Origin of the sequence: Colwellia sp. RE-S-Sl-9 (assembly GCF_048296855.1) — a bacterium.
GTDB lineage: Bacteria > Pseudomonadota > Gammaproteobacteria > Enterobacterales > Alteromonadaceae > Pseudocolwellia.
Window position 1 is genome coordinate 1,741,024 of the sequence record NZ_CP182631.1, and the last position, 22,437, is coordinate 1,763,460.

The window sequence follows — 22,437 nt, forward strand, 5'->3', positions numbered from 1 at the left end:
AATACTTAATTTTATTATTAAAAATTCATATCAACTCATTCGTAAAAGTTGGTAGAACAATCAGAGAAATGTAACATTGAAAATAAACGTTAAATCAAATAGCTGCACTTTATGGTTATGCTTAATTTTAACATTCGGCTTAATTCAAGGATGTGGATTTCAATTACGCGGCGATTATTTACTTTCTCCTCAATTACAAAACATCTATGTAAGCTCAGTTGATAAACATGGCGAGCTAACACGTTTAGTAAAGCAACATTTATTGTTTAATAAAATAAACATTACTCCGCAATTAACACAACAAACACCTGAATTACGTATTTTAAATGACACCTTAGATAGAAGAACCCTCTCGGTATTTTCTAATGGTCAGGTAGCAGAATACGAGCTTATTTATTCAGCTAAATATCAATTGATTTTTGAAGACCAAGAAGTCAGAGATTATGAAATTGAATTAAATAGAGATTATCAAGACGATCCTAATTTAGCGCTTGCAAAAAGTCGTGAGTTAACGCTAATGTTAAGTGAAATGCGTCAAGAAGCAGCAGATAAAATTTTAAGAAACTTATCAAGTTTAAAATTATAAGTTTTACTGTTTACGCTGTTCTAAATACCACACAAAGAAACTAAGCTATTCATTATGCGTATTTACCATAACAATTTGTCAGGTACACTTAATCAAGGCTTCAAACCTGTTTGGTTAATATTTGGTGATGAGCCATGGCAAAAAAATGATAGCTTAGCCACAATTAAAAACACTTACTTACAACAAGGCTTTGACGAGATTATTCGTTTTACTGCCGATGATAAGTTTGATTGGTCAAATGTCACTTATGAATACCAATCAATGAGTTTATTTTCCAGTCAACGTATTATCGAAATAGAAATAATATCCGGCAAGGTCAATGAAACCGCAAGTAAAGCACTCATAGCGTTAAGTGAACAATTTAATAACGATGTTATTTTAATTATTCATGGTGCAAAGCTTGATGCCGCCCAACAAAAAAAGAAATGGTTTAAAACCTTTGAAAACCTAGGTTGCTTTTTACCTTTATACGATATTGAAGGTAAACAACTCCACCAGTGGCTAAACCGCCAAATTAAGCAGCTTAATCTAAATATTCACCCTGATGTTCTTCCCTTGATGATTGAGCTATTTGAAGGTAATTTACTAGCTTTAGATCAAGAACTTCAAAAGCTTTCTATTTTGTTTGGTCAAAATCTAATAACAATACAAGACGCTGAAAAAATCATTATTAATCAGGCTAAATTTAATCCTTTTCAAGTGATTGATACCTTATTAATAGGCAATTTAAAAAAATGCGTTTCTATTCTTGATCAGCTTCAACATGAAGGGGCTCCAATAGGTCAATTAGTGTGGTTTATGCACAAAGAAATATCTCAATTAATTGCAATGCAAGAAAGGCTTAAACAAGGCGAATCAATCAACGATTTGTACAAGTTTTATCGTATATGGGATAAGAAAAAGCCCTTATATCAAAATGCCTTAAACAATATGAGTATGCATAATTTACAGCAGGGTTTAAGTCGATTAGCACAAGTTGATTTGATCAGTAAAACCGCCAGCGACTTTAATCCCTATTTGTTACTTTCAGATGTTTGTATCACCTTATATTTTGGGCAAACAACGTCAAACTTACCGTTAGATTACGAATATAGTTAATGAACACCTCAGAGAATATAAAAGATAAAGCACTAAAAATAGGCATTTTAGGTGGTACTTTCGATCCTATTCATAAAGGCCATATAGAGCCTGCTAAACAAGTCATCAAACAGTTTTCTCTCGACAAAGTCCTCGTAATTCCGGCGCATAAGCCACCTCATAAAAATAGTACAAATGCTTCAACAGAACATCGTGTAAACATGGCAAAACTGGTTTGTAAAAAAGAACCTTTTTTTGAGTTAGACATAAGAGAAATAAAACGCTCTACCCTATCGTACACAATAGATACGTTGAAAGAAATTAAAGCAGAATACCCCACAAGTGAACTGTATTTTATTATGGGAATGGATTCATTATTAAGCTTTACCACCTGGTATTTATGGCAAGAAATTCTGCAACAATGCCATTTAATTGTGAATACTAGGCCCGGTTACGATTTATCAACCATTAACAATGAAAGCAAAAAATTATTAGCTACACACCAATATTTATCTTCTTCTGCGGATATCACTACAGATAATAACGCAGTAAAAAAGTCAGGATATATTTTTTTACACAATTGTGACGACGTAAATATTTCATCCACTGAAATTAGAAAAAATCTAGTCAATAACCTTGACTGCTCACAATGGTTACCTAGCGATATTATTGAATATATTAACGCTAATCAGTTATATAGAAATAAATAGCCCATATTAAAAACAGACCATAGTTCTCTTTTATTCATCGAACGTGCTAATAACTACTCTAAATTATTAAGTAAGTTTTCGATTCAAGTAAAATGCACGCTTACCTAAGAATTTAAAAAGTGATATTATGTAGCTCATATATAACCATTAATAAAACCAAAGAGAACACACGTTGGAAAATACCGCACTTAAAGCCTTTGTTATTGAAAAACTAGAAGACATGAAAGGCCGAGATATTACCGTTTTAGATATATCAAAAAAATCAAGTTTTGCTGATTACATGATCGTATGTTCAGGCAACTCAAACAGACATGTAAAATCAATTGCCCAATCAGTTGCTATGGAATGTAGAGCTGAAGGTTTAGAACCTTTAGGCATTGAAGGAAATGATGTGGGCGAATGGTCACTCGTAGATCTAGGTGAAATTATCGTTCATGTTATGACTGACCCTACTCGAGATTTATACCAAATAGAACAATTATGGGAATAGTATAGTTTATTATGCGTATTACCCTTTACGCGGTAGGCAATAAAATGCCATCGTGGGTCACGGAAGGATTCAACGAGTATTGCCGAAGATTTCCGCGTGATATGTCATTTCATTTAGTTGAGATCCCTCCAGGTAAACGGGGGAAAAACGCAGATATTTCTCGTATTCTCGAAAAAGAAGGTGAACTAACCTTAGCGGCTATTCCAAAAGGAAACCGTATTGTTACCCTTGAAGTAGAAGGCAAACCTTGGACAACACCTCAATTAGCTCAACAACTTGAACGCTGGCACCACGACAGCAGAGATGTTGCGTTGCTTGTGGGTGGACCTGAAGGGCTAGCACCTGCTTGTATTCAAGCATCTGAACAAAAATGGTCTTTATCACCACTCACTTTACCTCACCCTATGGTAAGAATAGTTGTTGCTGAAAGTTTATACCGTGCGTGGAGCATTAATAACAACCATCCATACCACAGAGAATAACCTTAAGTGTCAGCACGTAAACGCATTTCTATAAAAAACCATACGGCAGAAGCTAACTTATTTGCACGTAGAGCTTTTATTTCATTTATCGGAATACTAATTATGTTGCTGATCTTATTCAGTAATATATATAGTCTTGAGGTTAATTCTTACGATAAATACCAAACAAAATCTAACTCTAATCGTATAAAGTTATTGCCTGTTGCTCCTAACCGCGGTCTTATATTTGATCGAAACGGCGTTTTATTAGCTGAAAACAAACCTATTTATAGTTTAGAAGTCATTCCTGAAGATGTTAAAAACATACAAGAAAAACTAACAGAAGTAAGTCAATTATTAGATATTAGCGCAGAAAAACAAGAAAAAGTTCTAAAGTCAATTCGTAGCAAACGACGTTTTAAACCTGTTGAAATACACTCTAGGTTGAGTGATCAACAAGTTGCAACTTTTTCGGTAAATCAACATAAATTCCCTGGTTTTTTTATTGATGCTCGATTAAAACGTTACTACCCATTTGGTGATTTAACGACACATTCAATAGGTTATGTGGCTAGAATAAACCAACGCGACAACATAAAACTTGAAGATCAGGGTAAAGCTGATAACTATGCTGCAACCCGTAATATAGGCAAATTGGGCTTAGAAAAATATTACGAAGACGTGCTACATGGCACCATTGGTCACCAAGAAGTAGAAATAAATAACCAAGGTAGAATAATAAGAACCCTAAGCTTTAATCCTCCTGTACCAGGAAAAGACATTACACTAAGTCTTGATATTGAATTACAAATGGTCGCTAAACGCGCCTTATCGGGAAAACGCGGTTCAATCGTTATTATGGATCCTCGCAATGGTGAAATACTCGCAATGTATTCAAACCCTAGCTACGACGGTAATTTATTTGTTCACGGCATTAGTAGTAAAAATTACAATAAATTAAGAAACTCTAAAGACTTACCTTTTATCAATAGAAGTACGCAAGGCCTATTTCCGCCAGCTTCAACCATAAAACCTCTTATCGCCTTAACAGGTCTAGAAGAGAAAATGATCACCCCAGAATATGAAATTTTTGATCCCGGCTTTTATCAACTTAAAGGTGTGAAAACCAAAAGGCGCGATTGGAAAAAATGGGGGCATGGTAAAGTCAATTTAACCAAATCTTTAGAAGAGTCTTGTAATGTGTATTACTACGACCTTGCCTTTAGATTAGGCATAACGCGTATAAGTAACATGATGGAAAAGTTTGGCTTTGGTGAGTATAGCGGTTTAGATATTCATGAAGAACGAAGCGGTACTATGCCAAGTATTGAATGGAAAAGAGCTAAATATAATCAACAATGGTATACCGGCGAAACGCTATCTGTGGGTATAGGGCAAAGTTATTGGACAGTAACCCCCATTCAACTCGTTAATGCAATTACAATTTTGGTCAATAAAGGTGAAGTAAAAATACCACATTTATTAAAATCAACGACCGAAACAACCAATATCATCATTGATAATAAAAAATCAGTGTCTACTGTCACTAAAGATGTCATTTACGAAGACAAACCCCCTATCATTATACAAGATCCTAAAAATTGGGATTTAGTATTAGATGCTTTACATAACACTGTTCAAAAATACGGAGCAACAGGTTATAACGCATTTAAAGGAACAACTTACGATGCAGCAGGTAAAACTGGTTCAGCGCAAGTTGCCAATATTAAACAAGATGAAAAATACGATGCTGAAACTACACAAGAGAATCAACGCGATAACGCTATGTTTATCTCTTTTGCTCCCTATGAGTCACCAGAAATAGTCGTAGCGGTTGCTATAGAAAACGTAGCAAAAGGTGGTGGTGCATCAAACGCAGCGCCAGTAGCAAGACAAATGATGGATCAGTATTTTGGTGACAGAGTGATTATCAGTAAAGATCCAAGTCGCCACCCACATCACACAAAAGTTTATGGTGAAAAAAACGTGAGTAACCACAAGTGAGAACAGCAGGCCAAGATCATCAAAGGCATAGAACCCTACTTCAACGTATTCATGTCGACCTTCCTCTATTAATTGGTATTGTATGCTTAATGATATTAGGCCTCTTTGTTGTATACAGTGCTGGTGGACAAGAATTAGATATTGTCATTAGACAATCTATTCGCTTAGGCATAGCCTTAGTCGTTATGTTAGTTGTAGCACAAATTCCACCTATGTCTTATCAAAAATGGGCTGTACCTATGTTTGTTTTAGGCTTAATGTTACTTGTGTCTGTACTCTTATTTGGACACATAGGTAAAGGTGCGCAACGCTGGTTAGACCTAGGTTTTATGAAATTTCAACCCTCTGAAATAATGAAACTTATTGTACCTATCACCATCGCTTGGTACGTAAGCCAATACGATCTACCAGCAAAAATATCTAATATCATTATCGCTTTTATTTTAGTACTTATGCCTACACTACTCATCGCTAAACAACCCGACTTAGGCACCTCTTTACTGATTGCTTGCTCAGGTATATTTGTTATATTTTTAGCAGGCGCTAGTTGGAAGTTAATTGGTGTTTGTGTGGGTTTAGCTTCAGGCTTTGCACCTATTTTATGGTTTTTCTTGATGGAAACTTATCAAAAGCAACGTGTATTAACCTTCTTAAATCCAGAACAAGATCCTTTAGGCAGTGGATACCATATTATTCAATCAAAAATAGCTATAGGTTCAGGAGGAATTCATGGCAAGGGTTGGTTACAAGGTACACAATCTCAACTGGAATTTTTACCTGAACGACATACCGACTTTATTTTTGCCGTATTTAGTGAAGAATTTGGTTTAATAGGCGTTTCTGCATTACTGGCCGTTTATCTAGCCATAGTTATACGAGGGCTTTACATTGCCATTAATGCTCAACAAGCCTTTACTAAATTGTTAGCGGGTAGTTTAACCTTAACTTTTTTCGTTTATGTTTTTGTTAATATTGGTATGGTTTCTGGTTTATTACCTGTTGTAGGTGTCCCCTTACCTCTTGTAAGCTACGGTGGTACATCTATGGTAACCCTAATGGCTGGGTTTGGCATGATCATGGCAATAAGCACCAATAAACGCGTACATGCATAATAAGTACAAATAAATAAACAAGGCTGAGTATGAGACACGAGAAATGGTTAGTTTTATTAATAATATTGATTAGTGCTTGTAGTACTCAAACAGGTCGATACCACCAGAAAGATGACAGCACCCCCACTCGAACACCTACAGCGGCTGAATTGTTAGATGCAGTACCCAGAAATGAAGCCCATAGTAGAGGTGGAAATAAAAATTACAATGTCAGAGGTAAAAACTATCAAGTTATAGAGTCTGCCAATAACTTTAAACAAACGGGTGTTGCTTCTTGGTATGGCAATAAATTTCATGGTCATTTAACATCAAATGGTGAAGTTTATAACATGTATAGCATGAGTGCTGCCCATAAAAACTTACCCCTGCCCACTTATGTAAAAGTAACAAACCACCTCAATAAAAAATCAGTGGTTGTTCGAGTAAACGACCGTGGTCCTTTTCATGAAAACAGAATTATAGATTTATCTTACAGTGCGGCCTACAAACTTGATATGCTAAAAAAAGGTACGGCAATCGTTACCATTGAAGCCATTAATACTGATCAAACTCTTGAGAAAAACACATCTCCCATCGGTTATATTCAAGTTTTTGCAACTCAGCATAAACATATAGCGATAGAAACATCTAATGCCTTAAAAAAACAATATACCTACAAAATTAGCACTCCATATCAAGACGGGGTTTATCGAGTAAAAATAGGCCCATTCATCAGTCAAATGAAACTTGAACAAGCACTCACTAAAATCAAACAAAGTGGGTATCCGAAAGCATTTAAAAGCTACATAGAATAGTCTAAGTTAAAGATAAATAACCGCAGCTCACATTATTATTTATCTTCAATTAACTTTATTTGGAGTAAATACCCTTTACCACTTAAGAGGCTATTTCAGAGCATCTTAAATGATAACGGGTATATAAAGCTAAAATTTAACCAGCGACTACCACTAAAAATAATAAAAATATCAATTCACTCTATATTTTTTGTATAAAATACACGAAAAGTAACAACTTCCTCCTTACTAGACCATAGTAATAAAGAATAATAATGCTATACTGCTGAAAAATATTTTGGCTTTTATAACAGTAGAATAAAGGAACATTATGCTTATTTTTATGACGAAGAAACTGCTTTCGTCACGCGCAAAAATCTTCACATTACTAGGTACATTATCTCTTAGCGCATTCTCCCCCGTACATGCAAATAATATTATTCCAGCTCCACCAACTGTAAACGCAAAAGCACATATATTGATCGACTTTACAACAGGTAAAGTTATCTCTGAAGAAAATGCTGACAGTTTATTAGCGCCTGCTAGTTTAACTAAAATGATGACAAGCTATATTATCGGTAAAGAATTAACCTCTGGTAATATAAAAAATACCGACAAAGTCACCATTAGTGAATCAGCTTGGGCAAAAAACTTCCCTGAATCATCTAAAATGTTTATTGAAGTAGGCACTGAAGTATCCGTAGAGCTACTTAACCAAGGCATTATTGTTGCGTCAGGTAACGATGCCTGTGTTGCCATGGCAGAACATATTGCAGGTAGCGAAAGCGCCTTTGCTGATTTAATGAATGCTCATGCAGAACAACTCGGTATGAACAGCAGTTACTTTGAAAACAGCCATGGCCTAGACAGCCAAGAACACAAAACTACAGCACGCGACATGGCCACTTTAGCCAAAGCTCTTATTAACGATGTACCTGAAGAATATAAAATATACAAACAAAAGTCTTTTACTTACAACAACATAAAACAATATAACCGTAACAGCTTGTTATGGGACAAAAGTATGAATGTTGACGGCTTAAAAACAGGACACACTTCACAAGCCGGTTACAGCTTAGTAACATCTGCAACTAAAGGCGATATGCGTTTAATCAGTGTGGTTATGGGTACCGAAAGCGAAAGAGCACGTAAAGTAGAAAGTAAAAAACTACTCAATTACGGCTTTAGATTTTTTGAAACTTATACACCATACAAAGCAGGCGAAAAATTTGTTACCAATCGCGTTTGGATGGGTGATGTTCCTGAAGTTGACTTAGGCATTATGGTAAGCACTCCAATTACCATTCCTCGCGGACAACGTAAAAATTTAGAAGCTAATTTTGAATTAAGTAAACAACTTACGGCACCTTTAGGTAAAGGCGAAGTCGTAGGTAAAGTATTTTTACAACTTAATGGCGAAGATATAGCAGAATATCCACTAGTAACCCTTCAAGAAATTAATGAAGGTAGTATGTTTAGTCGTTTAATGGACTACGTAAAGCTACAGTTTGCAGATCTACTTTAAACAAAATTAAATCTTATCGACTAAATTTGAAGGGATACGTTTAACGTATCCCTTTTTCATTTTCAGTAAACTAAAGTATTGTCGGTCTTGAGTTGAGCCAACTCTTATTTTATCTTTATAACAAGTAGTTAACTATCTCTTAAACCCAATTCAGGTTAAATAAATATTCGTTTTCGATCATCACTCTTTATTTTGAATAAAATATCTCATGAATGAAACAAGTATAAACTGTGTTTTCAGCTTTACAGTAGTAGCAGCTAAATTTCAAAAACATATCAGATGAGGTTAGCGCTAAAGCGCAAATTAGTGATAAAATAGTTTATATCACTATAATCTGAAAGTCCCTAGGTACAAAAATGCAAACTAAGTTTGATGAATTATTAGAGTTTCCTACCGTTTTAAACTTCAAAGTAATGGGTGTTGCTTGTGATGAGCTGCCAGATCTTATTATTGCTGAATTACAAAAACATACTCCGGATGATTATTCTCCCAAAATAAAACCTAGTTCGAAAGGAAACTATCATTCAGTTTCAATTGCGGTAACAGTAACAAGTAAAGATCATATTGAAACAATTTATAAAACACTTACTGCTATTGAAGAAGTACGTTACGTACTTTAATACGAATAATCGCACCATAAATATAAATCCTTATAAGCTGTACAATGTAATGTCATTTTTATTCTTTTATAATACGTTTAACACATCAGTCCGTTTACTATATACCAAGGCCAATGTATGAATGACTCCTTGATTGTTAGACAATTAAATCAAACGGATTACACAACCGTTTGGCATGCCATGCAGAGCTTTACGGATAATCGTAATGATGAAACATTAGATGAAATTTGGTTAGTTGAGCACCCTGCTGTTTTTACACAAGGACAAGCAGGTAAAGAAGAGCACATACTAAGTACAAGTAATATTCCTATTGTAAAAGTAGATCGTGGCGGGCAAGTAACTTACCACGGACCAGGACAGCAAGTTTTATACGTATTAATTAACCTTCGTAGAAGAAAAATGGGTGTAAGAAATCTTGTTACACTAATTGAAAATGCGATTATTGATTCACTTAATGACTATGGCATTACAGCAGTAGCAAAACCTGATGCTCCAGGCGTTTATATAGATAACAAAAAGGTAGCATCGTTAGGCTTAAGAGTAAGAAAAGGTTGTTCTTTTCACGGTTTAGCATTGAACGTTAACATGGATTTGTCACCATTTTTACTCATTAATCCATGTGGCTACGCAGGTTTAGAAATGGTTCAAACCTCTACCTTAAATGGACCAAAAAACGTATTAGAAGCAGGAGAGTCTTTAGTTAAGCATATAAGCACTCTTTTAAACTCAAACACTATTGTATATAAAACAGGGTTGGAAACATTAAATGACAACTAAATCATCACGTATAGAAGCTGGTACTAAACTGCGTGACGCCGATAAAATGGCGCATATCCCTATTAAAGTTGTTCCTTCTGAAAGAGAAACAATGTTACGTAAACCTGAATGGTTACGTATAAAATTACCAAGAACAACAGATCGTATCGACGCGATAAAGTCAGCTTTACGTAAACATGATTTACACTCAGTATGTGAAGAAGCCTCATGCCCTAACCTATCTGAATGTTTTAACCACGGTACAGCAACCTTTATGATTTTGGGTGATATTTGTACACGTCGTTGTCCGTTTTGTGATGTAGGTCACGGTCGTCCTTTAGCCGTAAATCAAGACGAACCTAAAAAACTAGCTCTTACCTTGAAAGACATGGCACTTAAATACGTAGTTATTACCTCAGTAGATAGAGATGATTTACGTGACGGCGGTGCACAACAATTTGCTGAATGTATTAAAGAAATTAGCGTACATTCTCCACACACCAAAGTTGAAATATTAGTTCCAGATTTTCGTGGTCGTATGGATAAAGCATTAGAAATACTGAACGCTCATCCTCCTCATACTTTCAACCATAATATGGAAACAGCACCACGCTTATATACCAAAGCTCGCCCAGGTGCCAACTACCAATGGTCATTAGATTTATTGAAGAAATTTGGCGAAGCTAATCCTACTGTTCCTACTAAATCAGGCCTTATGGTTGGTTTAGGTGAAACTAACGAAGAAATACTAGAAGTAATGCGTGATTTACGCGCTCATGGTGTAACCATGTTAACCATTGGTCAATACCTACAACCAAGTAAGCATCATTTACCAGTTGAACGTTACGTACACCCTGACGACTTTGACATGTTTCAAAGAGAAGCTATGAAAATGGGCTTTGACCACGCAGCCTGTGGCCCACTAGTTCGCTCTTCTTACCATGCTGATAAACAAGCTGCAGGTGAAGAAGTTAAGTAATTTCTATTACTTTTAACCTTGATAAAGGTGAACTGAATTCAGTTCACCTTTTTTATATCTATTTTTCGTTAACAACGACCTATTCCTAATACAATAATATATTTAGACGACTGTTTTTATTACATTAACCCCCAATCTTTTTGCTAAACGATTTAAATTTGCTCTATCCGTATTTAAACGTTTAGCGGCCATACTCCAACTCCCCTTTTCTTCAGTTAATACTTTACTGATCAACATCTTTTGAAATTCATCGACTTCATGCCGTAAGTTCATTGACGACTGAACAGAGCTTTCAGCTATTCTTTTCATTTTTTCTTGGAGAGTTGTTCTATTTTGATTAAAAAACTCATTACTTAAATTATCACAATCACTTAATGTTATTTTAACCACCGCTTTATTTTTTTGTTTAGCAAAAGCCTTTAAAGCGGCTCTGCTTAATAAATGTTCTAACTCACGAATATTACCCGGCCAATGATAAGCAGATAAATACTCAATAACATCTGGTGATGTTTTAAGTTGCTTAATACCTAATTTACGTTTCGTTTTTTCAATAAAGAATCCTGTTAATAAGGCAATATCCCCTACTCTTTCTCTTAGAGGTGGGACTTCAATTGGATACACATTTAAACGATGAAATAAATCGGCTCGAAAGTTTCCTTTTTCAACTTCATTTTGTAAATTACGATTAGTGGCTGCAATAATTCTTACATCTACAGTGATTAGTTTGTCTTGCCCTACTGCTTGAATTTCATTACTTTGAATAGCTCTAAGTAGCTTACTTTGTGCAGCTAAAGGTAACTCACCTACTTCATCCAAAAACAAAGTACCACCATCAGCAATAACAAACTTCCCTGCTCTATTTTTATCAGCTCCGGTAAAAGCGCCCTTAACATGACCAAATAACTCACTTTCGATTAAATTATCAGGTAATGCGGCACAATTAACATAAACAATAGGTAAAGTGTTTCGAGAAGATTGTTGATGAATGTCATGTGCCACTAGCTCTTTGCCTGAACCACTCTCACCTTGTATTAATACGTTGTAATGTGATGATGCCACAAGTGTTATTTCTTTCTTCAAATGTATCATTTTGGCGCTTTGGCCAATTAATTCATTTTGTTCAGAAACAACATTAGGTTGACTTAATGCAGCAACAACTTGGTTGGAATGATCAATATTTCGCTCTAACTGTTCAAGTGTTAAAGCAGTATTTAAACTCACTGAAGCCATTGCGGTGATCAATTCCAATGTACGTTCAGGAATGTTGTCAAAAAGTTCAGGAATTAAACTATCTAAAGTCAAAATACCAATTAATCGGTCTTCAAAGTGTAGCGGTATCCCCATACATGAATGAATAGGTAAATCGCCGTCATGAGCAATTAACAAACCATCATACGGATCGGGTAATGGGCAATTACTTGGAAACCTAACAAATTTTTCTGATTGGCAAATTTTAGTTAAACGCGGGTGTTCAGCTATAACAAAGCGTCTCCCTAGCGTGTCTTTACTTAACCCTTGTAGCGCTAAAGGCACCAAGTATTCACCTTTAACTGCAAGTACAGCAACGGCTTCGCAAGTAATAGCTTTTCTGATCGTCGATAACAAATTATCAAAACGATCATTACTAGTGAGACTTTTAGTTAAATTTAACGACAATTCAATAAGTGCCGCTGAAGAAATTTCATTCATAGCATCAATCATTTAAGTAAAACACAGTCCCAGTGTGTCAAATAAAAAACAAAAAGTCAAAAAGACACAAAAATCAAGGAGTCATTTTGACTCTTAAAATCAATAAAAAATACAAATAAAAACATAAACCTTTGAAATTAAAATATAAATAAAAGATGGCTCAACTATTGTAATGCTTAATTCATTACGTTTTTAACAATAATTTACCCATTTTTTAATTAGGCTTTATTTACCTTGTAGCAATGTAAATGAACTAATAGGTGGGCATTACATATTTAATCACTTAGGAGCCATTAATGTTAACTACCGAACATATTGCTGTTGTAAAAAGTACAATTCCTTTATTAGAAGCTGGCGGGCCAGCTATTACCGATCACTTTTATCGACGTATGTTTACTCATAATCCCGAATTACAAAATATTTTTAATATGAGTAACCAAAAAACAGGACGCCAGAAAACCGCTTTATTTGAAGCAATTTTAGCTTACGCTAAAAATATTGATAATTTAGCCGTACTAAAACATGCCGTTGAGCGCATTACACAAAAACATACGAGCTTTCATATTCAACCAGAGCATTATCAAATTGTAGGCTTGCATCTTATTGAAACCTTACGAGAGCTCCTGCCTGAACAATTTACTGAAGAAGTAGAGTCTGCGTGGACAGCTGCTTATGGCGTATTAGCTACCATATTTATTAACCGCGAAGAAGAGTTATACCGTGAACGCGAAGCAAGCTATGGCGGTTGGCGAGGCAAACGTGCTTTTTGTTTAGTGGATAAAACAGTGGAATCAGCCTTAGTTACAAGCTTCGTTTTTGAACCAATGGATCAACAACCTGTTCTTGATTATCAAGTAGGGCAATATATTGGAATAGAATTAACACCCTCAGGTAGTGAACATATAGAGATACGCCAATATTCTCTGTCCGATAAGCCAAATGGTAAAAGCTATCGTATTTCGGTAAAACGAGAGCTAGGTGAACAAAATGGTTTAATGTCTAATCACTTACACGACAACCTAAATGTTGGCGATTTAGTAGATTTACATGCACCAGCGGGTGACTTCTTTTTTGTGAATCGTGAAGCGCCAGTGGTTTTAATTTCTGCAGGTGTAGGTATCACTCCTATGCAAGCTATGTTAGAAAAACTGGCTGATGAAGATTACGACAATCAAATTCATTATATTCACGCTTGTGAAAACGAGGATCAACATTCATTCGCAAAGCGTACTCAAGATTTATGTCACAGCAAGGGCTGGTCTTACAATACTTGGTATAAAGAGCAAGCTATCGAAAAAGAAAATACTCATCATGGTTTTATTAATTTTAACCAAGTTGATCTACCGTTAAACGATGGTAATTTTTACTTATGCGGACCTGTTGGTTTTATGAAATTTGCTAAAACAGACTTGATGAAACTAGGTGTTTGTGAAGAGCGTATTCATTATGAAGTGTTTGGCCCTCACGCTTCATTGTAATATGAATTAATCTCAGGAAAACCTGTAGTTTCCCTGCTCATAGAGCCGACTAGAGCTCCCTCTAATCGGCTTCAATTTATGCTTAAATAGATTAACGACTTTTTTTAATCTAATAAAAAATCAAATAATTAAATCGGATTAAGTCTTTTTGTCTCGATCACTTACCTTAATAAATAAAGCGAGAATAGCACCAATAAATGCAGCAAGCATGGCCATATCAAAAGCAGTAGTTGAACCTGCACCATTTAACCAAAGCACACCCGCTAAATACGCACCTATTGCACCACCAATACCATAAACACCACCAATATATACGGCTTGACCTCTGTTTTGTTGACTAGGATCGAAATGTCGTTGTAAGAACTGTATTGACGCACTGTGATATAAACCAAAACTTGCGGCGTGTATTGCCTGAGATAGGATCATAACTAACATAGAGTCACCTAAATGCCCCATCAAAAACCAGCGAAAAGATGTTGTTATAAGGCTAAAGACTAAAATATTTTTAATACTAAAATGTTTAAATATTTTACCTGCATAAATAAAAATAGTGATTTCAGCAATAACCCCTAAAGAAATTAATATGCCTACGGCAAAACCGGGATATTGCAAGTCTCTTAAATACAAAGCAAAAAAACTATAATAAGGACCAAAACTTAATTGTAATAATAAACCCGCAATAAAAAACACAGCAAAATTTATATTGAAAAGTTTCCTTTTAATGGATGAGGTTTTGGTAATTTGAGACTGCTTAATTTTAGACTGTTTAATTAATAACGTAGATAAAAACAAACCCAATAAAATAATAAAACCTATGTAAGTAAAAGCTTCCGAACTAAATTGCTCAATGACTTCCCCTGCTACAACGGCAAAAAATATAAAACCAATACTTCCCCACAATCTAATACGTGCGTAAATTTTGGCACTTCGCCTGATAGAGTTAAGTGTCATAACTTCAAGCTGAGGTAAAATTGCGGTCCAAAATAGGCTGAAAGTTGCTAAACAAAAAACAACGGGCCAATAATCATTTAGCCAAAAAAGAAACGTAAAAAAAGCACAGGCTAAAAAAGCCCCTAACCTGATAATTCCTAGCTGCTGGCCTGTTTTATCAGCCAAAACAGCCCATAATGTAGGCCCAATAATTTTAGTTGCTGTAAAAATAGCAAGTATTTCTCCTATCTCCACAGACGAAAAATTTTTTCCATCTAAAAACAGTGGTAAAAAAGGAATGATCAAGCCAAGTAAGCCAAAATACCAAAAGTAGCTAAATGACGAACGTAAAAACAATGCAGACTTCATTTATTTTCCTAAGAACAATCACAATAACCAATTGACCATTTAGCTTCGTTTAAAATAAGTCTATTCATTAATGCGCTTGATATATACCCGTTACCACTCAAGCTGCGTATTTCAGAGCACTTGAGCGATATCAATTCAAGGCAATACTTTGTAATAATGGTCGTTCCCTTATAAAAAGCATTGTTGATGAAGTGATTTTGCTCAAGCGCTTCTCCGATGGGTCTAAAAACAATTTATGGGGCTTATTAACTTTAGTAAGGTTCCTACACGAATGTAGGACATTAGGGTAACGCAGGAACAGTTACCGAGAATAACCATGACGTAAACTTAATGCCTTGCATACATGGATGTATGTACTTAGATTTCGTCTGGAACATGAAATCTGTGCCTAAATTGTTTTTAGTTCCCACTGAAACCTGCATCTTGAATGATAACGGGTATAAATAACGCTTGAATGAGAAGCAAAAACATAAAAAAGTAAGCCAATATAAAGTAAAGTTTTATATCGGCTTATGATGATAAATTATACTATTCCCCTTAAAGGAATAGGATTAACTATTTTGATATATCAGGCGTTTCGCACATAACATCAGCATTTTGCGCTCTATTACGCATATAATGGTCCATTAACGTTAACGCCAGCATAGCTTCAGCAATAGGAACAGCTCGAATACCAACACACGGATCGTGTCTACCTTTAGTAATTAAGTCAGTAGACTCACCTTGTTTGTTAATGGTTTTACCACTAACACCAATGCTTGATGTAGGTTTAAGTGCAATATGTGCAACAATATTTTGACCTGAAGAAATACCGCCTAAAACACCACCAGCACTATTTTTGGCAAAGCCATTAGGCGTAAGTTCATCACGGTGTACAGAGCCTTTTTGATTAACTACTTCAAAGCCGTCACCAATTTCAACACCTTTAACGGCATTAATCCCCATTAGCGCATGAGCAATATCAGCATCTAATCGATCAAAAATTGGCTCACCTAAACCAACAGGCACATTTTCAGCAACAACCGTTAATTTGGCGCCAATAGAATCTTTTTGGCGCATAATGTCGCGTAAGTATTCATCAAGCTGTTCAAGTTTGTTGGCATCAGGGAAGAAAAACGGATTAGTTTCTACAATATCCCAATCGTACGTTTCCGCTTTTATATCAGCAATTTGTGTTACACAAGCACGAATAACAATACCGAGTTTTTCTTTTAAGAATTTTTTAGCAATAGAGCCTGCGGCCACTCGCATAGCAGTTTCACGAGCAGAAGAACGCCCGCCACCACGGTAATCACGAATACCGTATTTTTGCCAATAGGTATAATCAGCATGCCCAGGGCGAAAGCTTTCAGAGATATTGCCGTAATCTTGCGAACGCTGATCTTTATTTTTGATCACTAAGCCAATTGGCGTACCTGTTGTTTTACCTTCAAATACACCTGACATAATGGTAACTTCGTCATCTTCGCGACGAGCTGTAGTAAATCGAGATTGACCAGGTTTACGTCGATCTAAATCAACTTGCAGATCTTCTTCCGTTAAGGATAAACCAGGGGGGCAACCATCAATAATGGCGCCTAAACCTAAACCATGGCTCTCACCATAAGTGGTTACTGTAAATAATTTTCCGAACGTATTACCTGACATACTAAATTAACTACCTTTACTGAAAATAAAACTCAAAATAAATCTATACATTTTGTTTAAAAATGTCTGAAAATTCTTCTAATTGTGCTTTGGTTAACATAAACACACCATGACCACCATGTTCAAACGTTAGCCACTTAAACGGTACTTCGGGATATACTGATGCAACATGAATTTGTGAGTTACCTACCTCACAAATTAATATACCATTTTCTGATAGGTACGCTGCACTTTCCGCTAATATTTTTCTAACAATGTCTAACCCATCTTCGCCACATCCCAAGCCCATTTCAGGCTCATGTAAATACTCTTGCGGAAGGGAATCAACATCATCTTGATCAACATAAGGAGGATTAGTCACAATTAAATCATAAACTTGCCCTTCAACCCCAGAAAAAACGTCAGATTGAATTGGAATAACTTGTTCTGATAAACCATGATTTTCTATATTAATGTTGGCAACATTTAGCGCATCAATCGATAAATCAACAGCATCAACTTCAGCTTCAGGGAATGCATAAGCACATGCGATAGCGATACAACCGCTACCTGTACATAAATCTAAAATTCTATGAGGTACGCTGTTTTCATCAATTAAATTTACAAATCTATTTTCAATTAGCTCTCCTATAGGAGAACGAGGTACCAAAACACGTTGATCAACATAAAAGGGTAAATTGGCAAAAACGGCTTGATTAGTTAAATACGCAGCAGGGATTTCTTCAACAATACGTTTTTCAATAATCGATAATACGTTGTTTTTTTCGTCTGAGGTTAACTGACAAGAAAAAACTTGCTCAAATAAACTTTCAGGTAAATTTAGCGTAAACATAATTAATGAAATAGCTTCATCCCAAGCGTTATTTGTACCATGCCCAAAATAAAGATCTGCCTGATTAAATTGGCTTGTTGCAAACCGAACAAAATCGCCTGTTGTATTTAATTGTTCATTAATAGATGAAAAGTTCAACTCTTTCACATGTTTTCCTATAAGAGGCTTGTGATTACTGATAGATGTTTTTAAACTGACGACATGAAACTAAAAGACAGCTTAACGCCAGAAGAAAAACAACTATTCAAAGATGCTGTAGGTAAAGTAAAGCCTATTGTACAGGATAAAATTCAACCCTCAAAGAAAAGCACTAAAACCAAAAGAATTATTAAAGATAAAGAATCAAATAAACAAAATGCACAATTTTATTTTTCTGATGACTTTGAGCCGGATCTTAATCAGCAAGGACCATTAAAATATATACGTGAAGATGTGGACACATTTGAAGCTAAAAAATTACGCAGAGGTGATTACGCGCCGGATCTTATATTAGATTTGCATGGACTTGATCAGCAACAAGCTAAATTAGAAATTGCGTCTTTATTATTTGCCTGTCAAAAAGAGCATGCTCACTGTATTTGCATCATACATGGGCTAGGCTCTCGAGTACTCAAAAACAAAGTACCTCATTGGTTGGTACAACACCCTGATGTAATGGCATTTCATCAAGCACCATTAGAATGGGGGGGAAATGGCGCCATTTTAGCGCTAATTGAAATAGAAGATAAGTTTACTCTATAAAAACCAGCTAAACTTATCACAAATTAACACAGCTCATTTGGAGAAGTTAAACTTACCATATGCCCTTTCATACGTTTTGTATCGTAATCAATATGAGCAATTCCAGCGGTTTGAAAAATAGGCCCATTACCATCAACGGTTAACTCTGCCACCAAGTAACTAACTAATGGCATATGAGAAACGATAAGCAAGGTTTTGATCTTATCCGTAACACATACACCGTCTATATAATCATGCATTTGCTCAGCAGAGCCTGAAGGAGTAATAAAATCTAGCGTGGTAACTAATATATCGTCACCTAAATAACTAATTAACTCTTTTGTGGTTTCCTGAGCTCTGATAAATGGACTTACAATAATTTGATCGATAGAGATTTTTTCAGAATCTAGCCACTTAGCCATAACGTGAGCTTCTAACTTACCTTGAACCGTTAATCCACGAAGTGCGTCACTACTACCCGAAGTAAATGCTTGACCATGACGCATTATATAAACTTGCATAAATTATCCACGCATACTCAATGTATGCAACAGCTTTCCCAAATTGAGGCTATAGTAAAGCAATACAACTTTTTTTTATAACAACTGTTAAGAATATAATGGACTCATCTTATTCCATACGGTAATTTAAAAGCTAAAAATAGATTACAACACATCGCTTAGTTTTCGTGTGACGTATAAAAATACAACAAACTAAAGCGGGAGCCTCCTTTGAAAACAAGCCCTAATGATCATAAGCACTATTTAGCTATTACGTTAAATAACGGTTTACGTGTTTTATTAATAAATAATAATGAAACCAAAAAGTCTGCAGCGGCACTAGCTGTTAATGTTGGTCATTTCAGTGATCCTTGTGACAGGCAAGGCTTAGCTCACTTTTTAGAGCACATGTTATTTTTAGGAACTGAAAAATATCCTGATGGTAGTGAATATCAAAAATTTATTAGCCAACACGGCGGAAGCAATAATGCATGGACAGCAACAGAGCATACTTGTTACTTTTTAGATATTAATCATCAATTTTTTGAAGAAGCTTTAGACCGTTTTAGTCAATTTTTTACCTCTCCCCTTCTCTCTGAAGCATTTGTACAATCAGAAAGAGAAAATATTGATGCTGAATATAAATTAAAATTAAAAGATGATATTCGACGACTTTACGATGTGCATAAAGAAACCATCAATCAAGCGCACCCTTTTTCAAAGTTTTCTGTTGGAAATCACGAAACACTTGCTGATAGAAACAACAAAAGTATCCAACAAGAAATAAAAGCATTCTATAACAAGTATTATCAAGCAACAGCAATGACACTTGTTATTGAAGGCCCTCAATCACTTAGCGAGTTAAAAGTATTAGCTGAATCTAAATTTTCAAATATTCCCAACACTAAAAAACAGATCAATAAAATCAATTCCCCATTATATTTACCAGAGCATCAATCAACATTAATTAATGTAAGCCCAGTTAAAAACGATCATCAGTTAATTATTAGCTTTGCAATGCCAGCGATAGATGATTTATATAGAAATAAACCCGAATCAATTTTAGCTTACTTATTAGGGCATGAAGGTATAGGAAGTATTTATTCTTTATTAAAGAAAAAGCAATGGATAATAGGGTTAACGGCGGGTTCTGGAATTAATGGTTCGAACTTTAAAGATTTTAATATCAGCTTTCAGTTAACACCCATAGGTGAGAAATACATAAACGACATTGTCACAATTGTTTTTCAATATATTCAATTAATGAAAGAAAAACCTTTAGCTGGTTTTTATTATGAAGAAAAACAAACCTTAGCTAATATTGCTTTTCAGTATGCTGAAAAATTAAAACCGCTAGACTCCGTTTGTCAATTAGTCATCAACATGCAACATTATCCAGAAAATGACTACATTTTTGGTGATTACGCTATGGATGAATACCGCCAAGAAGAAGTGAACAATTTACTGCAATACTTATCTCCGAGTAATATGCGTCTTATTCATATAAGCAAAGAAAATACCTTTGATCAAACTAGTAAATGGTATGAAGTTCCTTATATGGTATCTAAAATTAACACTGAATTATTAAATCTTTGGGAAAATTGTCAAACTATCGACGCTTTATCACTTCCCGGTAAAAACCCTTACATAATTAAAAATCCGTCAGTATTATCAAATGAGCTTACCGAACAAGAAAAACAAAGTTTACCTTCAGTACCTACATGTATCGACAAAGAGAATGGTTATGAACTGTGGTTTAAACAAGATGCAACATTTAGTGTTCCAAAAGGTTACGTATATATCGGTATTGACTCGCCTATAATCATTCAATCAAATGAAAACATTGCAATGACTCGGTTATTTGTTGATCTATTTAGCGACTCTATTATAGAAAAACATTACGACGCAGAAATAGCAGGCATACAATATCATTTATATGCACATCAAGGAGGAATGACACTACAACTCTCAGGTTTTACTGACAAACAAAGTCATCTACTTACACGATTATTGGAAGACTTAAAACAAAGTGAATTTACTAAAGAGCAATTCTCTTTACTAAAAAAACAATTAATTCAACATTGGAAAAATACTGATACAAGTAAATCAATTTCACAACTTTTCTCTTTTTTAAGTTCATCAATTCAACCTAACAACCCAAGTAGCAAAGAATTAGCAAATACATTAACAAAAGTAACATTTGAGCAATTCACTCTATTTATCAATAATATTTTTGAACATGTTTCTGTAAAGTCATTAATACATGGAAATTGGCACAAAGAACACGCTAAAAATATAGGGAATATAATTAAAGAGTTTTTCATCAATAATATAGATAGAAAAAACAGCGTTAGTCCTTCAGTAATTACAATAAAAGATCAAGGTAGAATCACCTTTCCTATTGTATTACCGCAGCATGATCATGCCACAATCACCTATTACCCAATGCCAAATAAAGATTTACAGTCTGTAGCAAAAAGCATGTTAACCAGCCAATTGTTATCTCCTTTATTTTTCCAAGAAATGCGTACCGAAAAACAATATGGTTATTTAGTAGGTGTTAATTTTATTCCTATTAATAGATACCCCGGTATTGCTTTTTATATCCAGTCACCTAATACGGAATCTACACACTTATCAATAGCGATTGATACTTTTATTAATAACGCCTATGAAAATATTGAAGAAATGGAAACCGAACATTGGGAACATGTAAAACAGGGGCTTGCCAGTCAGTTATTAGAAAGAGACTCTAGTTTACGTATTAAAAGCCAGAGGTTTTGGGCTGCTATTTGTACCGATGAGTGTAATTTCAATCAAAAAAAACAACTCATCAAAGAAATTAATAAATTAACCTTACCTGAGATAAAAAGCTTTTTGAAAGAAACATTAAAAACAACAAACTCACCAGACAGAATTAATTTATTATCTTTTACAGACAAAGATCAATTAGAAAGTAGTCACTTAGAAAATAAAAACATTACAAATACTTTATATTTATTAAATAATTACGCAAGAAAACATTAAACCTGCCGATAACATTAATACATGGGTCAGTCTATTTATGTCACCTCCTTATATTATGCCAGCTCTAGTGAAGAGTTGACTTAATCACAGTCATGACTTTAAATAGCAGTGTGATACCAAAATAATTATAAAATCATAGTGATTACGCGTTT

The 22,437-nt window shown here is 34.9% G+C and carries 20 protein-coding genes; 15 read left to right on the forward strand and 5 right to left on the reverse strand.

Annotated elements, in window-relative coordinates; translation table 11 throughout:
- Positions 1–76: 76 nt before the first annotated feature.
- The 12 genes from ACM9HF_RS07535 to lipA all read left to right on the forward strand — a co-directional run bounded on the left by ACM9HF_RS07535 (position 77) and on the right by lipA (position 11,093).
- On the forward strand, positions 77–586 hold the full coding sequence (locus ACM9HF_RS07535; protein ID WP_245825360.1) for an LPS-assembly lipoprotein LptE: 510 nt from the start codon (positions 77–79) through the stop codon (positions 584–586).
- A gap of 54 nt (positions 587–640) precedes the next feature.
- Positions 641–1,684: a DNA polymerase III subunit delta gene (gene holA, locus ACM9HF_RS07540; RefSeq protein WP_473616723.1), complete on the forward strand. Its 1,044-nt coding sequence runs from the start codon at positions 641–643 to the stop codon at positions 1,682–1,684.
- Positions 1,684–2,373 (forward strand): nicotinate-nucleotide adenylyltransferase, encoded by a 690-nt coding sequence (gene nadD, locus ACM9HF_RS07545; RefSeq protein WP_473616726.1) that lies wholly within the window; start codon positions 1,684–1,686, stop codon positions 2,371–2,373. The genes holA and nadD overlap by 1 nt, the downstream gene beginning before the upstream one ends.
- Before the next feature lie 172 nt (positions 2,374–2,545).
- A complete protein-coding gene (gene rsfS, locus ACM9HF_RS07550; RefSeq protein WP_077338120.1) occupies positions 2,546–2,863 on the forward strand; it encodes a ribosome silencing factor in 318 nt (105 codons plus the stop codon).
- Between the two features lie 11 nt (positions 2,864–2,874).
- Complete coding sequence (rlmH, locus tag ACM9HF_RS07555; RefSeq protein ID WP_473616729.1) at positions 2,875–3,345, forward strand: 23S rRNA (pseudouridine(1915)-N(3))-methyltransferase RlmH; 471 nt, start codon at positions 2,875–2,877, stop codon at positions 3,343–3,345.
- A gap of 6 nt (positions 3,346–3,351) precedes the next feature.
- Positions 3,352–5,328 carry a penicillin-binding protein 2 gene (gene mrdA, locus ACM9HF_RS07560; protein WP_473616733.1) on the forward strand — a complete coding sequence of 659 codons (1,977 nt, stop codon included), beginning with the start codon at positions 3,352–3,354 and terminating at the stop codon, positions 5,326–5,328.
- Positions 5,325–6,440: a rod shape-determining protein RodA gene (gene rodA, locus ACM9HF_RS07565; RefSeq protein ID WP_473616736.1), complete on the forward strand. Its 1,116-nt coding sequence runs from the start codon at positions 5,325–5,327 to the stop codon at positions 6,438–6,440. The genes mrdA and rodA overlap by 4 nt, the downstream gene beginning before the upstream one ends.
- Positions 6,441–6,469: 29 nt before the next feature.
- Positions 6,470–7,234 carry a septal ring lytic transglycosylase RlpA family protein gene (locus ACM9HF_RS07570; protein ID WP_473616740.1) on the forward strand — a complete coding sequence of 255 codons (765 nt, stop codon included), beginning with the start codon at positions 6,470–6,472 and terminating at the stop codon, positions 7,232–7,234.
- 322 nt (positions 7,235–7,556) lie between these two features.
- Positions 7,557–8,738, forward strand: a complete 1,182-nt coding sequence (locus ACM9HF_RS07575; protein ID WP_473618268.1) for a serine hydrolase — start codon at positions 7,557–7,559, stop codon at positions 8,736–8,738.
- Between the two features lie 356 nt (positions 8,739–9,094).
- A complete protein-coding gene (gene ybeD, locus ACM9HF_RS07580; protein WP_473616744.1) occupies positions 9,095–9,358 on the forward strand; it encodes a DUF493 family protein YbeD in 264 nt (87 codons plus the stop codon).
- 117 nt (positions 9,359–9,475) lie between these two features.
- On the forward strand, positions 9,476–10,135 hold the full coding sequence (gene lipB, locus ACM9HF_RS07585; RefSeq protein ID WP_473616747.1) for a lipoyl(octanoyl) transferase LipB: 660 nt from the start codon (positions 9,476–9,478) through the stop codon (positions 10,133–10,135).
- Positions 10,125–11,093, forward strand: coding sequence for a lipoyl synthase (lipA, locus tag ACM9HF_RS07590; protein WP_076418822.1), 969 nt, complete (start codon positions 10,125–10,127; stop codon positions 11,091–11,093). The genes lipB and lipA overlap by 11 nt, the downstream gene beginning before the upstream one ends.
- Before the next feature lie 102 nt (positions 11,094–11,195).
- On the opposite strand, the gene norR is transcribed toward lipA, so the two are convergent.
- Positions 11,196–12,794, reverse strand: a complete 1,599-nt coding sequence (gene norR, locus ACM9HF_RS07595) for a nitric oxide reductase transcriptional regulator NorR (RefSeq protein WP_473616754.1) — start codon at positions 12,792–12,794, stop codon at positions 11,196–11,198.
- A gap of 284 nt (positions 12,795–13,078) precedes the next feature.
- On the opposite strand from norR, the gene hmpA reads away from it, so the two are divergent.
- The gene (hmpA, locus tag ACM9HF_RS07600; RefSeq protein WP_473616758.1) at positions 13,079–14,260 is read left to right on the forward strand and encodes an NO-inducible flavohemoprotein; all 1,182 of its coding nucleotides are present in this window, start codon (positions 13,079–13,081) and stop codon (positions 14,258–14,260) included.
- Positions 14,261–14,398: 138 nt separating this feature from the next.
- Here hmpA and ACM9HF_RS07605 read toward each other — a convergent pair whose 3' ends face one another.
- From ACM9HF_RS07605 to prmB, 3 genes are all read right to left on the reverse strand, one after another.
- The gene (locus tag ACM9HF_RS07605; RefSeq protein ID WP_473616762.1) at positions 14,399–15,559 is read right to left on the reverse strand and encodes an MFS transporter; all 1,161 of its coding nucleotides are present in this window, start codon (positions 15,557–15,559) and stop codon (positions 14,399–14,401) included.
- Positions 15,560–16,114: 555 nt separating this feature from the next.
- The gene (gene aroC / locus ACM9HF_RS07610) at positions 16,115–17,206 is read right to left on the reverse strand and encodes a chorismate synthase (protein ID WP_473616766.1); all 1,092 of its coding nucleotides are present in this window, start codon (positions 17,204–17,206) and stop codon (positions 16,115–16,117) included.
- 43 nt (positions 17,207–17,249) lie between these two features.
- On the reverse strand, positions 17,250–18,185 hold the full coding sequence (gene prmB, locus ACM9HF_RS07615) for a 50S ribosomal protein L3 N(5)-glutamine methyltransferase (RefSeq protein WP_473616770.1): 936 nt from the start codon (positions 18,183–18,185) through the stop codon (positions 17,250–17,252).
- Positions 18,186–18,239: 54 nt separating this feature from the next.
- On the opposite strand from prmB, the gene smrB reads away from it, so the two are divergent.
- A complete protein-coding gene (gene smrB / locus ACM9HF_RS07620) occupies positions 18,240–18,779 on the forward strand; it encodes an endonuclease SmrB (protein WP_473616773.1) in 540 nt (179 codons plus the stop codon).
- 23 nt (positions 18,780–18,802) lie between these two features.
- Here smrB and sixA read toward each other — a convergent pair whose 3' ends face one another.
- Positions 18,803–19,279: a phosphohistidine phosphatase SixA gene (gene sixA / locus ACM9HF_RS07625; RefSeq protein ID WP_473616776.1), complete on the reverse strand. Its 477-nt coding sequence runs from the start codon at positions 19,277–19,279 to the stop codon at positions 18,803–18,805.
- A 210-nt stretch (positions 19,280–19,489) separates the two neighbouring features.
- Here sixA and ACM9HF_RS07630 point away from each other — a divergent pair, with 210 nt between their 5' ends.
- Positions 19,490–22,285, forward strand: a complete 2,796-nt coding sequence (locus ACM9HF_RS07630) for an insulinase family protein (protein ID WP_473616780.1) — start codon at positions 19,490–19,492, stop codon at positions 22,283–22,285.
- Positions 22,286–22,437 lie beyond the last annotated feature (152 nt).

Coding starts and splice junctions, on each gene's coding strand:
- norR (WP_473616754.1), bottom strand. CDS start 12,794: ATGATTGATGCTATGAATGAAATTTCTTCAGCGGCACTTATTGAATTG.
- ybeD (WP_473616744.1), top strand. CDS start 9,095: ATGCAAACTAAGTTTGATGAATTATTAGAGTTTCCTACCGTTTTAAAC.
- smrB (WP_473616773.1), top strand. CDS start 18,240: ATGAAACTAAAAGACAGCTTAACGCCAGAAGAAAAACAACTATTCAAA.
- lipB (WP_473616747.1), top strand. CDS start 9,476: ATGAATGACTCCTTGATTGTTAGACAATTAAATCAAACGGATTACACA.
- sixA (WP_473616776.1), bottom strand. CDS start 19,279: ATGCAAGTTTATATAATGCGTCATGGTCAAGCATTTACTTCGGGTAGT.
- rlmH (WP_473616729.1), top strand. CDS start 2,875: ATGCGTATTACCCTTTACGCGGTAGGCAATAAAATGCCATCGTGGGTC.
- nadD (WP_473616726.1), top strand. CDS start 1,684: ATGAACACCTCAGAGAATATAAAAGATAAAGCACTAAAAATAGGCATT.
- ACM9HF_RS07570 (WP_473616740.1), top strand. CDS start 6,470: ATGAGACACGAGAAATGGTTAGTTTTATTAATAATATTGATTAGTGCT.
- holA (WP_473616723.1), top strand. CDS start 641: ATGCGTATTTACCATAACAATTTGTCAGGTACACTTAATCAAGGCTTC.
- lipA (WP_076418822.1), top strand. CDS start 10,125: ATGACAACTAAATCATCACGTATAGAAGCTGGTACTAAACTGCGTGAC.
- ACM9HF_RS07575 (WP_473618268.1), top strand. CDS start 7,557: ATGACGAAGAAACTGCTTTCGTCACGCGCAAAAATCTTCACATTACTA.
- ACM9HF_RS07605 (WP_473616762.1), bottom strand. CDS start 15,559: ATGAAGTCTGCATTGTTTTTACGTTCGTCATTTAGCTACTTTTGGTAT.
- hmpA (WP_473616758.1), top strand. CDS start 13,079: ATGTTAACTACCGAACATATTGCTGTTGTAAAAAGTACAATTCCTTTA.
- aroC (WP_473616766.1), bottom strand. CDS start 17,206: ATGTCAGGTAATACGTTCGGAAAATTATTTACAGTAACCACTTATGGT.